A 13,704-nucleotide genomic window follows, 5' to 3' on the forward strand; every position below is an offset into this window, starting at 1 on the left:
AATCCGTCACCAAATTACTTAGAGTTTAAAAGACAAGAGATCGCACCCGGCGGCAGCTCCTAAAAGTGTCCCGCAAACTGTCACCATTTTGCTTAGCATCGAGCACGTGTGCCGTCTGTTGTGCGTCAAACTCAGCCAGGCAGAAGGCACCAGCCGTGTGCCTGTGAGTTATTACCGGTGAAACAGGCGATGTACCATGCGTTTGGGTTATTGGTTATGACCGAAAGGTATTGTCCGGCGCCACATCCATCATTACGACATAGCCAGCCGCCTGCGCTGGATACCAGTGGCCTGTATTTGACTTTCAGTACTTCAATAGCTGCATTTGAAACAGGTGATCCGCCAATTGAATTCATCCAGTTAATAGCTGCGCTGATGCTGTATGTATGTGTAGGGGTCATGACAAGGCGTACAACATTTTGCACTTTTACGGGGAATGAGACTTCACGTTGAGTGCTGTTTTCTCGCACAGTAATAGTCGCACTTGCGTTTTTGTGGCCGCTGACCAGCCCGTTACTATTAACGGTCGCTACGTCGGTAGCACTAGAAAAATAGGAGTAGCTGCCATCTCCAGAAGTTGGAACCCGTGTTTGTGTCGTTTCGGGTGCAGGGGTGCCGGTCAGGGCAAGAAAGTCCGCATTGACGTTTAGGCCATTAATCTCCATGAGGGCGGGTTCTATGGTGAAAGGATGCAACGCCTTGACAGTATAAGTGCGCAACGGCAAGGCCACTGCCCTAGCGGCATCGACGACTTCATCCAGATTTATTTTTACGGTAGTCGTCAGTTCAGACCCGTCCTTGAGGCCTTTAAGCCACTCAGCCGGCGCCTCCACCGACAATCCAGCCGTCGAATCATTGAGCTCTCCCGACCTGACGTCCTTGCTGACGGGATCACCATTCTTGTCAAAGCCTGCAGACGTGACCCAGATCGGTTGCCCCAGCTTGAACAACGGCCATTTCACCGCGAGAATCCGCGCGTCTGCCGTGAGGTCTTGAACGTCCAGTTCCTTACCAGTGTTGCCGGCAATGTTCGGTGTCGGTAACCGCCGGTCATTCTCGGCGATAGGTTGGATAGTCAGCACCAGATCCGGGGACTCACCTTCGGATTTTCCTCCGCGAATCAATTCCCAACGCAATTTGATGGTTGTTCCGCGCCGTTCGACGAGAAACGCGGGATCAAGTTTGAAGTTGGCGCGTTTATTCTGGTTGAGCGTCAGTAACGGAAAGGGCTTTGCGTCGGGCTTGGGGTCAACTTCCAGCAACCGAGCCTGGTCCCCCGGCAAGGCCAAGAGGTGTTCGACGCGCACAGTGACACCTTCTTCGTAGGCCAACACATCAACCGGGTTGGTCGCCGGTGCCACTAAGGTTGGCGGCTTCAGATCGACCGGGATTGTGCCCGTCACCGTTGCGGTGGCCGTATTGGAACTCCCCACCAACCCCACATTGGGCCTGTGCAATTCATAAATCGCAGTCACCTTGCTGCCAGCGAAGACCTTGTCATTGGACACTTCAAGAAAACTGGGCAATTTCCCAAGGAACGGATCCTCTTCGACTTTACCCCTGACGACCACGGGGGCGGTTTGCCCGGTAGTGGTATAGGTCGCCACAATCTCGTCTCCCACCACAAAGCGGTTGTCTTTGGTCATCACGACCAGCAGCAATGGCCCGCCCGCCAGTTTTTCCAGGTCAATGATGCTCGCGTCATCACCGGGATAGTCTTCTTTGCGCTCCAGCAGAATTGGCATCGGCAGCAGGACGCCATCCAGATCCTCATCCACGCTCTGCACCGGCGACCACGGCGTGTCCGGGCCGTTGCCGAGCTGGTCGGTGACGGTGTAGGAGAAATGCAGTTTTTTATCCAGCCGTTTCGCCTGGTCCAGAAAGGCGCGGGTGACGGTGAAGCAAATGGTGATGGGGGTTTCGTCACCGGGGTTCGGCGGTTGCGGCGCCTGATTCTGATTGACCTTGGGCTTGGGTTCCAGCAGTTCGCCGTTGCACTTGAGGGTGATGAGGTCATACGCCCGGCAATACGGGTAGGCCACGCACACTTCGGCGCTGACGAAGTCCGGGCCGACGCCGTTCTTGATCACATCGGGCAGCAGCAACTTGAGTTCGGAGTGGCCACCAGAGCTGTCATACCGATCCTTCAGGCCGGGGCGGATGAGGTTGTAGAGGATTTCCAGCGGTGGTGTGGAAGTGCCTCGATTGGCGCTGCCACGCTTGACGGTGTAGTGCATCTTGTTGACCTTGTCCGGATGCAGGCGACCCCTGGGAATGCGCAACGTGGTGCGCACGTCCGGATCGACAATGGTTTCGCTGTCCAGTGCTTCCGATTCATTCTCAAGCCAAAGCTCCATGACATCGCCGGGATCCATGGTGCCCTGCTCCGGTGGATCGACGAGGACAAAGGCGCCTTCACCGTCGGCGACCAGATCATAGTTCAACAAAGACACGCCGATATGTGCACCTACCACGGGGGTGGTGTGGCCGGTGACTATTGGCGGGCGAAGGACGAGGACGGTGTTGTCCGGTGGGGTTGAGGTGGTCATGGATGAGGCTCCTGCGCGGTGGGAACGGGCAGGGGTTATCAGAGCGCTTAATTGGAGATTGCGCACCTGTCAGATCTGACAGGTGTCGACATGTCTCAGACGAGTGGTCATTGAATGGATAAAAAAACCGTCGTCCCGGTTGATTCGGAACGGCGGTTTTTTTGGGGGAAGATATTGCCTGGGAGTCAGCTTTCGCGAGCAGGCTCGCTCCCCAGTTTGGAATGCATTTCAATCTGACATTTGGAATGCGGTCCCCTGTAGGAGTGAGTTTATTCCCTCGCTATTTCGTTCCCCGGCAAAAGTTGGAAAGCTTCTTGCAGTACCCGCCGTGAGCCCGCTCTGGGCGTCAAAAGTTTGCTTTAAAGGAACGAGGAAAACCGGTGGATCGCTCTCAGTTACTCAACAGTGCTCGCTCGAACGTTGCCGATCTCAGTCGAGGCAATCTGGGCGTGCCGCTGTTGCTGCTGGTCATGCTGGCCATGATGATGTTGCCGGTGCCGCCGTTCCTGCTGGACGTGTTTTTCACCTTCAACATAGCCCTGTCAATCGTCGTCCTGCTGGTTTGCGTTTACGCCCTGCGGCCGCTGGATTTCGCGGTGTTCCCGACGATTCTGCTGGTCGCGACCCTGCTGCGGCTGGCGCTCAACGTGGCGTCGACGCGGGTGGTGATGCTCAACGGTCAGGATGGTCACGCGGCTGCCGGTAAGGTGATCCAGGCCTTCGGTGAGGTGGTGATCGGCGGTAACTACGTGGTGGGTATCGTGGTCTTCGCGATCCTGATGATCATCAACTTCGTCGTGGTGACCAAAGGCGCCGGGCGGATTTCCGAGGTGAGCGCGCGCTTCACCCTCGATGCGATGCCTGGCAAGCAAATGGCGATTGACGCCGACCTCAACGCCGGTCTGATCGATCAGAACCAGGCCAAGGCTCGCCGTTCGGAAGTCGCCCAAGAGGCCGAGTTCTACGGTTCGATGGACGGTGCGAGCAAGTTCGTGCGCGGTGACGCCATCGCCGGTCTGCTGATTCTGTTCATCAACCTCATTGGCGGCGTGGCCGTCGGTATCTTCCAGCACCACATGAGTTTCGCCGAAGCGGGCAAGGTTTACGCCTTGTTGACCATCGGTGACGGTTTGGTGGCGCAATTGCCATCACTGTTGTTATCGACAGCGGCAGCGATCATGGTGACGCGTGCTTCCGGTTCGGAAGACATGGGCAAACAGATCAGCCGTCAGATGTTCGCCTCGCCCAAAGCGCTGGCGGTTGCAGCGGGGCTGATGGCGGTCATGGGCCTGGTGCCGGGCATGCCGCACTTCTCGTTCCTGAGCATGGCCGCGCTGGCCGCCGGTGGCGCCTATCTGTTCTGGAAAAAACAAAGTGTCGCCAAGGTTCAAGCGCTGCAAGAGGTCAAGCGTCAGCAAGAGTTGCTGCCATCGCCGGCCCGCGCCATGGAAACCAAAGAGCTGGGTTGGGACGACGTGACCCCGATCGACATGATCGGCCTGGAAGTGGGCTATCGCCTGATCCCGCTGGTGGATCGCAATCAGGGTGGACAATTGCTGGCGCGAATCAAGGGCGTGCGCAAAAAGCTCTCGCAGGATCTGGGCTTCCTGATGCCGACCGTGCATATCCGCGACAACCTCGATCTGGCGCCGAGCGCCTATCGCCTGACCCTGATGGGTGTGATCCTCGCCGAGGCGGAGATCTACCCGGATCGCGAGTTGGCGATCAATCCGGGGCAGGTCTACGGCGCGCTCAACGGTATCAACGCCAAAGATCCGGCTTTCGGACTGGAAGCGGTGTGGATCGAAATCAGCCAGCGGGCGCAGGCGCAATCGCTGGGTTACACGGTGGTCGATGCGAGCACCGTGGTCGCCACTCACCTGAACCAGATTCTGTACAAGCATTCCAGCGAGTTGATCGGCCACGAAGAAGTGCAGCAACTCATGCAGTTGCTGGCCAAAAGTTCGCCGAAACTGGCTGAAGAGCTGGTGCCGGGTGTGCTTTCGCTGTCGCAACTGCTCAAAGTATTGCAGGCGCTGTTGGCCGAACACGTGCCGGTGCGCGACATCCGCAGCATTGCCGAAGCTATCGCCAACAACGCCGCGAAGAGTCAAGATACCGCCGCGTTGGTGGCTGCTGTGCGGGTCGGCGTATCGCGCGCCATCGTCCAAAGCATTGTAGGCACTGAGTCCGAGCTGCCTGTGATCACCTTGGAACCAAGGTTGGAACAAATATTGCTCAATAGTCTGCAGAAGGCAGGACAAGGCTCGGAAGAGGGCGTTCTGCTGGAACCAAGCATGGCCGAGAAGCTGCAGCGTTCGCTCATCGAAGCGGCGCAGCGTCAGGAAATGCAAGGTCAACCGGTGATTCTGTTGGTAGCAGGTCCGATCCGCGCGATGCTCTCGCGTTTTGGTCGCCTCGCCGTCCCAGGGCTGCATGTGCTGGCCTACCAGGAAATTCCGGACAACAAGCAAGTGACGATCGTTGCGACAGTAGGGCCCAACGGCTGAGGTAGTGGTTTATGCAAGTTAAGCGTTTTTTCGCCGCCGATATGCGTCAGGCCATGAAGCTGGTTCGTGATGAGCTGGGCGCTGATGCCGCCATCATTGGCAACCGCCGCATTGCCGGCGGCGTCGAGCTGACGGCGGCGCTGGATTACAAATTGTCGGCGCTGGCGCCGCGGGTTCCGAACATTGAACTCGAAGATGAGCTGCGCAAGACCCAGTCGCGCATCGTCACCGCTCAGGCCGAGTTGAGCCTGCGTGGCGAAGCCGATGGCAATAGCAATCGCCAGATCTTCGCCGGCCTGCCGTTGACCGCTGGCCTGCCGCTGACCGCTGCTGAACCGCTGAGCGAGCCGACTTACGCCGCACCAGCGCGTCCGGCCCCGGCGCCTGCGCAGTCTTCCGGTGGTGTTGATCCGCGTGCACTGGATTCGATGCGTTTTGAATTGAACAGCCTGCGCGAACTGATGGAAGTGCAGCTTGGCACGCTGGCCTGGAATCAGTTGCAAGGCAAGCGTCCGGCGCAAGCCAACCTGTATCGTCGTCTGCAACGTATCGGTCTCTCCGGTCCGTTGTCGCGCGATCTGCTGGCGATGATCACCGATATCGAAGAACCTCGTCAGGCCTGGCGCATGCTGCTGGCGCACCTGGCGCGGATGATCGCCGTACCGGAAGTCGAGCCGCTGGAAGAAGGCGGGGTGATCGCCATGGTCGGTCCGGCAGGTATGGGCAAGACCACCACGCTGGCTAAACTCGCTGCCCGTTATGTGCTTAAGTACGGCGCGCAGAACGTTGCGCTGGTGAGCATGGACAGTTTCCGTATCGGCGCTCAGGAACAATTGAAGACCCTGGGTCGTATCCTCAATGTGCCGGTGACGCACGTCGACCCGGGCCAATCGCTGGTGCAGGCGCTGGATCCATTGCTGCGCAAGCGCGTGGTGCTGATCGATACCGCGGGCCTGCAAGCCAGCGATCCGGCACTGCGCATGCAGCTCGAAAGTCTGGCCGGGCGAGGCATCCGTTCAAAAAATTATCTGGTCTTGGCAACCACCAGCCAGAAACAGGTTCTAACCGCCGCTTATCATAGTTACAAGCGTTGCGGGCTTGCCGGGTGCATCCTGACTAAACTGGATGAAACGGCCAGCCTTGGCGAAGTGTTGAGCCTGGCGATCAGTCATGAATTGCCGGTCGCGTACCTGACCGATGGCCCACGGATTCCGGATGATCTGCATCTGCCGCGCCGTCATCAACTGGTCAGCCGCGCCGTCAGCGTGCAAATGCAGGAAGAACCCAGCGAAGAAGCCATGGCTGACATGTTCGCTGATATCTATCACAGCCCGACCAAGCAGGTAGGCTGAGGTATTCATGAACAGTTTTTGTACCTACATCGATGGTCTGCCATGCATTGTTCAGGTTGTGAACGCGCAGCCAGTAATGTGGCCTCCGTCTATGCAAGACAAGGTAAAGAAATAACATGGGCAGCATGCATCCCGTACAGGTGATCGCGGTGACCGGCGGCAAAGGTGGCGTCGGGAAAACTAACGTGTCAGTGAACTTGTCGCTGGCGCTGGCAGAGCTTGGCCGTCGGGTCATGCTGCTGGACGCCGATCTGGGACTGGCGAACGTCGACGTTCTGCTGGGGCTGACCCCCAAACGCACGCTGGCCGATGTGATCGAAGGCCGCTGCGAACTGCGCGACGTGCTGTTGCAAGGCCCGGGCGGAATTCGCATCGTGCCGGCGGCGTCCGGCACCCAGAGCATGGTTCACCTGAGCCCGGCGCAACATGCCGGCCTGATTCAGGCCTTCAGCGACATCGGCGACAATCTCGACGTGCTGGTGATCGACACCGCTGCGGGCATTGGTGACTCGGTAGTCAGTTTCGTGCGCGCGGCGCAGGAAGTGTTGCTGGTGGTTTGCGACGAGCCGACTTCGATCACCGACGCCTACGCACTGATCAAACTGTTGAACCGTGATTACGGCATGAACCGCTTCCGCGTCCTGGCCAACATGGCCCAGAGCCCGCAGGAGGGCCGTAACCTGTTCGCCAAGTTGACCAAGGTCACGGATCGCTTCCTTGATGTGGCCCTACAATACGTCGGCGCCGTGCCCTACGACGAAAGCGTGCGCAAGGCCGTGCAGAAGCAGCGTGCAGTCTATGAAGCCTTTCCGCGTTCCAAGTGCGCACTGGCGTTCAAGGCCATCGCGCAGAAGGTCGACACCTGGCCACTGCCGGCCAACCCGCGTGGCCACCTTGAGTTTTTCGTCGAGCGCCTCGTGCAGCAAACGGCAGGGCCCGTGCTATGACAGCCAGCGGTATGAATTACTACAAGAAGTCGGCGCGTGACGCGCAGTACGAACTGATCGAGCGTTACGCGCCACTGGTCAAGCGCATTGCCTACCACTTGCTGGCACGCCTGCCGGCCAGCGTGCAGGTCGAGGATCTGATCCAGGCCGGCATGATCGGTCTGCTTGAAGTCTCGACCAAATACGACGCCAGCAAAGGTGCCAGTTTCGAAACGTACGCGGGCATTCGAATCCGCGGCGCGATGCTCGACGAAGTGCGCAAAGGGGACTGGGCGCCACGCTCGGTTCACCGCAACACCCGTATGGTCAGCGACGCAATTCGCGCAATTGAAGCTAAAACCGGCCGTGATGCTAAAGATCACGAGGTTGCGGCCGAACTCCAATTGAGTCTCGACGATTACTACGGGATTTTGAATGACACCCTGGGCAGTCGCTTGTTCAGTTTCGACGACCTGTTGCAGGACGGCGAACACGAAGGGCTGCACGAGGATGGCGCCAGTGCTCATCTTGAGCCGTCACGCGATCTGGAAGATGAACGCTTCCAGGCAGCGCTGGCGGACGCGATTGCCAATTTGCCGGAGCGTGAGCGACTGGTGTTGGCGCTGTACTACGACGAAGAGCTGAACCTCAAGGAGATCGGTGAAGTCCTTGGCGTCAGTGAATCGCGGGTCAGCCAGTTACACAGCCAGTGCGCGGCCCGTTTGCGGGGGCGTTTGGGGGAGTGGCGAGCGCGCTGAAGGCAGTGTGGGGACACTGCGAACGAGGCCGGTGCGGTGATGAGCGGCACCGGTCTTGCTCCGTTGTGTTCCAGACAGTCTTCGAGTGCTACGCCGGAATGATTGAAATGGCGCGTCCAGGTGCTGGGCGCGTTTAAGACTGCTTGGAGGTCGAATTGGACAAAAACATGAAAATCCTCATCGTTGATGACTTCTCAACGATGCGGCGGATCATCAAGAACCTGCTGCGTGATCTGGGGTTCACCAACACCGTCGAGGCCGACGATGGCATTACCGCCATTCCGGTACTCAACAGCGGAAACATCGACTTTCTGGTAACGGACTGGAACATGCCGGGCATGACCGGTATCGACCTGCTGCGCCACGTGCGTGCCGATGAAAAACTCAAGCACCTGCCCGTGCTGATGGTGACCGCTGAAGCCAAGCGCGAACAGATCATCGAAGCGGCCCAGGCCGGTGTTAACGGCTACGTGGTCAAACCTTTCACGGCCCAGGCGTTGAAAGAAAAAATCGAGAAGATTTTCGAACGCATCGGCTGATGAACGCGCGGGGGAGCTATGGAGCATAACGAATCTTCACAGGGCGATTTCGAGTCGACCCTGAAAAAACACGCGGTCGAACTGGTCGAAAGCCTTGAAAAAGGCAGGTTCGGCGACGCTGTGCAACTGATCCATGAGCTCAATCAGACCCGTGACCGCGGCCTGTATCAGGAAGTGGGCAAGCTCACGCGCGAACTGCACAGTGCGATTGTCAACTTTCAGATCGATCCGCACATGCCGCAGGCTGAGGAAGTGTCGCAAATCACCGACGCCACCGAGCGTCTGGGCTATGTGGTCAAGCTGACAGAAGCCGCGGCCAACCGCACCATGGATCTGGTGGAAAGCGCCACGCCGCTGGTCAATGGCCTGGCTGAAGAAGCCCAGGCGCTGAGCACCGATTGGGGCCGCTTCATGCGTCGCGAGGTCGGGGCTGAAGAGTTCCGTGAACTGGCGCGCCGGGTCGACGGTTTTCTGTCGCGCAGCAGCACGGACAACCGTGCGGTGTCGGGCAATCTGAACGACATCCTCCTCGCCCAGGATTACCAGGACCTCACCGGTCAGGTGATCAAGCGTGTGACGCAACTGGTCACCGAAGTCGAAAGCAATTTGCTCAAACTCGTGCTCATGGCCAGTCAGGTGGACCGCTTTGCGGGCATCGAACATGACCGTGAGGCGATGCTTGCAGAAAAAGATCCACAAAAACATCTCTCGCAGGGTGAAGGTCCGCAGATTCATGCCGATAAACGAGAAGACGTTGTGTCCGGTCAGGACGATGTGGACGATTTGTTATCCAGCCTTGGGTTCTAGAGTTTTGGAATTTTAGGTTTTTTGGGTTTTTAGACCTGTAGGAGCACCCCATTAATGAGCTTCGGCGCCGATGAAGAGATCCTTCAGGATTTCCTGGTTGAGGCCGGCGAGATTCTTGAGCAACTGTCCGAACAACTGGTCGAGCTGGAAAGCCGTCCGGATGATGCAGATCTGCTCAATGCAATTTTTCGCGGTTTCCACACTGTAAAAGGGGGCGCCGGCTTCCTTCAGCTCAACGAGCTGGTGGAGTGCTGTCACATCGCCGAAAACGTGTTCGACATCCTGCGTAAGGGTGAGCGGCGCGTTGATGCAGAACTGATGGACGTTGTCCTCGAAGCACTGGACGCGGTGAACAGCATGTTCAGCGAAGTCCGCGAACGTGCACCGATCACGGCGGCCACCCCGCAGCTGCTGGCCGCCCTGGCGCGTCTGGCCGAGCCGCAAACGGCGGACGAAGCCCCGGCATCTCCCGTGGCCGAGATGATCGAAGACCTGGTCGTCGAAGGCGATTCGGGCGACGTCACCGATAACGAATTTGAACAACTGCTGGACTCGCTGAACGCCGTCAAGGCTGAAGCCCAAGCCCCGGCGGCTGCTGCGCCTGCGCCAGCTGCCGATGCGGCCGCCAGCGATGAAATTACCGATGCCGAGTTCGAGTCATTGCTCGATCAGTTGCACGGTAAAGGCCAGTTCGCGGCTGACGCTGTAGCACCGGCGGCGGCTCCGGCAGCACCGGCAGCACCGGCGGCGGGCGACAGTTCGGACATCACCGATGACGAATTCGAAGCGTTGCTCGATCAGTTGCACGGCAAAGGCAATTTCGCCGTTGATGCGCTGGAGTCGGCGATTGCCTCGGCACCTGCTGCGCCAGCCGCACCGGCTGCCGCCGCTGCCGGCAGCGATCTGATCAGCGATCACGAGTTCGAATCGCTGCTCGACGAATTGCATGGCAAAGGCAAGTTCTCTGAAGTCGGCACCGCTGCTACGGGTTCCGCTTCGACTGTTGCCACGCCAGCCGCCAAGGCCCCGGCCGCTGCTGCGCCCAAACCTGCGGCCAAGCCTGAACCAAAAGCCGAAACGCCAAAACCGGCTGCCGCTGCCGCACCGGCGCCTGCCCGCGCTCCAGCAGCACCGCCACCGGAAAAACCGGCGAGCGAAGCCGAGACGACTGTGCGGGTCGACACCGCGCGTCTCGACGAAATCATGAACATGGTCGGCGAACTGGTGCTGGTGCGTAACCGTCTGGTGCGCCTGGGTCTGAACAGTGGTGACGAAGCCATGTCCAAAGCCGTGTCGAACCTGGACGTGGTGACGGCTGACTTGCAGACCGCGGTAATGAAAACCCGGATGCAGCCGATCAAGAAGGTCTTCGGGCGCTTCCCACGCCTGGTTCGAGACCTGGCGCGTCAGCTCAAGAAAGAGATCAACCTGGAACTGGTCGGCGAAGAAACCGACCTGGACAAAAACCTTGTCGAGGCTCTGGCCGACCCGCTGGTCCACTTGGTGCGCAACGCGGTCGACCACGGTATCGAATCGCCGGAAGAACGTGAAGATTCAGGCAAGGCGCGGGGCGGCAAAGTCGTTCTGGCGGCCGAGCAGGAAGGCGATCACATTCTTCTGTCGATCTCCGATGACGGCAAAGGCATGGACCCGAACGTTCTGCGTGCCATCGCGGTAAAACGCGGTGTGATGGACAAGGACGCGGCCGATCGCCTGAGCGATAGCGAGTGCTACAACCTGATCTTCGCCCCGGGCTTCTCGACCAAGACCGAGATCTCCGATGTGTCCGGCCGCGGTGTCGGCATGGACGTGGTGAAGACCAAGATTTCCCAGCTCAACGGTTCGATCAACATCTACTCGACCAAGGGCCAGGGCTCGAAGATTGTCATCAAGGTACCGCTGACGCTTGCGATCATGCCGACCCTGATGGTGATGCTCGGCAATCAGGCGTTCGCGTTCCCGTTGGTCAACGTCAACGAAATCTTCCACCTCGACCTGTCGACGACCAACGTCGTGGACGGCCAGGAAGTGGTGATCGTGCGGGACAAGGCGCTGCCATTGTTCTACCTCAAGCGCTGGCTGGTCAGCTCCGCCGCTCACGAAGAGCAGCGCGAAGGCCATGTGGTGATCCTTTCGGTGGGCACTCAGCGGATCGGCTTCGTCGTCGATCAACTGGTCGGCCAGGAAGAAGTGGTCATCAAGCCATTGGGCAAAATGCTGCAGGGCACTCCGGGCATGTCCGGCGCCACCATCACCGGTGACGGCCGCATTGCACTGATTCTCGATGTTCCAAGCATGCTCAAGCGTTACGCCGCACGGCGTATTTGAATCCGGGGCAGCGGGGCGATAACGTCCCGCTGCACCTAATGGAGTGTTTATGGCAGTCAAAGTCCTGGTGGTGGACGATTCGGGTTTTTTCCGCCGCCGCGTCTCGGAAATTCTTTCTGCGGATCCGAGCATCCAGGTTGTCGGCACGGCAACCAACGGTAAAGAGGCGATCGATCAGGCCCTGGCCCTCAAGCCAGACGTGATCACCATGGACTACGAGATGCCGATGATGGATGGCATCACGGCTGTGCGGCATATCATGCAGCGCTGTCCGACCCCGGTCTTGATGTTCTCCTCGCTGACACACGAAGGCGCCCGGGTCACCCTGGATGCGCTGGATGCCGGCGCGGTGGATTTCCTGCCGAAGAATTTCGAAGACATCTCCCGCAATCCGGAGAAGGTCAAGCAACTGCTGTGCGAGAAGGTGCACAGCATCTCGCGCAGTAATCGTCGTTTCAGTGGCTATAGCGCACCGGCTCCGGTGGCTGCGCCTGCGCCGACACCCACGCCAGCGGCGTCGAGCTTCAGCAGCCACAGCAGCGCTGCGGCTCGTCCGGCACCTGCTCCGGCGCCCACCCGCACTTCGGCCGCCAGCGCATCGTCGCCCGCGCCGAAACGCAAGGCCTACAAACTGGTTGCCATCGGTACGTCGACTGGCGGCCCGGTTGCCCTGCAACGCGTCTTGACGCAATTGCCGGCCAACTTCCCGGCACCGATTGTCTTGATCCAGCACATGCCGGCGGCGTTCACCAAGGCGTTCGCCGAGCGACTCGACAAGCTTTGCCGCATCAGCGTCAAGGAAGCCGAGGATGGCGACATCCTGCGTCCGGGCCTCGCGTTGCTGGCGCCGGGTGGCAAGCAAATGATGATCGACGGCCGTGGTGCGGTGAAAATCCTCCCGGGCGACGAGCGCCTGAATTACAAGCCGTGCGTGGACATTACTTTCGGTTCTGCCGCGAAATCCTACGGTGACAAAGTTCTGGCGGTGGTACTGACCGGCATGGGCGCCGACGGCCGTGAGGGCGCGCGTCTGCTCAAGCAGGGCGGTAGCTCCGTGTGGGCGCAAGACGAAGCCAGTTGCGTGATCTACGGCATGCCGATGGCCATCGTCAAAGCCGATCTCGCTGACGCGGTGTACGGTCTGGACGATATCGGCAAGCACATCGTCGAGGCGTGTATCTGATGGATGTTCTAAGCCTTATCGGGATCATCATGGCGTTCGTCGCCATCATCGGCGGTAACTACCTTGAAGGTGGTCACCTCGGTGCGCTGGCCAACGGCCCGGCGGCACTGATCGTACTGGGCGGCACCATCGGTGCTGCGCTGCTGCAATCACCGATGAGCGCGTTCAAACGCGCGATGCAGATCCTCGCCTGGATCTTCTTTCCGCCGCGAGTCGACCTGGCGGGCGGCATTGATCGGGTGGTCAACTGGAGCCTCACTGCGCGCAAGGAAGGTTTGCTGGGGCTGGAAGGCGTGGCCGACGCCGAACCCGACAGCTACTCGCGCAAAGGCCTGCAACTGCTGGTCGACGGTGCCGAGCCGGAAGCGATCCGCAGCATTCTTGAAGTGGATTTCTACACCCAGGAAGCGCGCGACGTCGAAGCGGCCAAAGTCTTTGAAAGCATGGGCGGCTACGCGCCGACCATCGGCATCATCGGTGCGGTAATGGGCCTGATTCATGTCATGGGCAACCTTGCCGATCCGACGCAATTGGGTAGCGGCATCGCCGTGGCTTTTGTCGCCACCATTTATGGTGTGGCCAGCGCCAACCTGATCCTGCTGCCGGTGGCGGCCAAACTGAAGTCAATCGCGTTGCGGCAGTCGCGTTATCGCGAAATGTTGTTGGAAGGGATCCTGTCGATCGCCGAAGGTGAAAACCCTCGCTCCATTGAGTTGAAGCTGCAAGGCTTCATGGATTAAGGGACTGACCTC

General features: G+C 59.2%; 10 protein-coding genes. 9 read left to right on the forward strand and 1 reads right to left on the reverse strand.

What is annotated here, in order from left to right; translation table 11 throughout:
• Positions 1-131: 131 nt before the first annotated feature.
• Positions 132-2,549, reverse strand: coding sequence for an Ig-like domain-containing protein (locus AACY18_RS14280; protein ID WP_339465208.1), 2,418 nt, complete (start codon positions 2,547-2,549; stop codon positions 132-134).
• 380 nt (positions 2,550-2,929) lie between these two features.
• Here AACY18_RS14280 and flhA point away from each other — a divergent pair, with 380 nt between their 5' ends.
• From flhA to AACY18_RS14325, 9 genes are all read left to right on the forward strand, one after another.
• On the forward strand, positions 2,930-5,059 hold the full coding sequence (flhA, locus tag AACY18_RS14285; RefSeq protein ID WP_339433589.1) for a flagellar biosynthesis protein FlhA: 2,130 nt from the start codon (positions 2,930-2,932) through the stop codon (positions 5,057-5,059).
• A gap of 11 nt (positions 5,060-5,070) precedes the next feature.
• Entirely contained in the window at positions 5,071-6,411 is a 1,341-nt protein-coding gene (flhF, locus tag AACY18_RS14290) for a flagellar biosynthesis protein FlhF (RefSeq protein ID WP_339433590.1), read from the forward strand.
• 116 nt (positions 6,412-6,527) lie between these two features.
• Positions 6,528-7,358 (forward strand): flagellar synthesis regulator FleN, encoded by an 831-nt coding sequence (fleN, locus tag AACY18_RS14295; protein WP_003222917.1) that lies wholly within the window; start codon positions 6,528-6,530, stop codon positions 7,356-7,358.
• A complete protein-coding gene (gene fliA / locus AACY18_RS14300; RefSeq protein ID WP_003222919.1) occupies positions 7,355-8,095 on the forward strand; it encodes an RNA polymerase sigma factor FliA in 741 nt (246 codons plus the stop codon). The genes fleN and fliA overlap by 4 nt, the downstream gene beginning before the upstream one ends.
• Positions 8,096-8,262: 167 nt before the next feature.
• Positions 8,263-8,634 (forward strand): chemotaxis response regulator CheY, encoded by a 372-nt coding sequence (locus AACY18_RS14305; protein WP_221731959.1) that lies wholly within the window; start codon positions 8,263-8,265, stop codon positions 8,632-8,634.
• Positions 8,635-8,652: 18 nt separating this feature from the next.
• Positions 8,653-9,441, forward strand: coding sequence for a protein phosphatase CheZ (locus AACY18_RS14310; protein WP_339465209.1), 789 nt, complete (start codon positions 8,653-8,655; stop codon positions 9,439-9,441).
• A 54-nt stretch (positions 9,442-9,495) separates the two neighbouring features.
• Positions 9,496-11,769, forward strand: a complete 2,274-nt coding sequence (locus tag AACY18_RS14315; protein ID WP_339465211.1) for a chemotaxis protein CheA — start codon at positions 9,496-9,498, stop codon at positions 11,767-11,769.
• A gap of 49 nt (positions 11,770-11,818) precedes the next feature.
• Positions 11,819-12,952 (forward strand): protein-glutamate methylesterase/protein-glutamine glutaminase, encoded by a 1,134-nt coding sequence (locus tag AACY18_RS14320; RefSeq protein ID WP_339433592.1) that lies wholly within the window; start codon positions 11,819-11,821, stop codon positions 12,950-12,952.
• Entirely contained in the window at positions 12,952-13,692 is a 741-nt protein-coding gene (locus AACY18_RS14325) for a flagellar motor protein (protein WP_339433593.1), read from the forward strand. The genes AACY18_RS14320 and AACY18_RS14325 overlap by 1 nt, the downstream gene beginning before the upstream one ends.
• Positions 13,693-13,704 lie beyond the last annotated feature (12 nt).

This window comes from Pseudomonas sp. EA_65y_Pfl2_P74, from assembly GCF_963970575.1.
GTDB lineage: Bacteria > Pseudomonadota > Gammaproteobacteria > Pseudomonadales > Pseudomonadaceae > Aquipseudomonas > Aquipseudomonas baetica_A.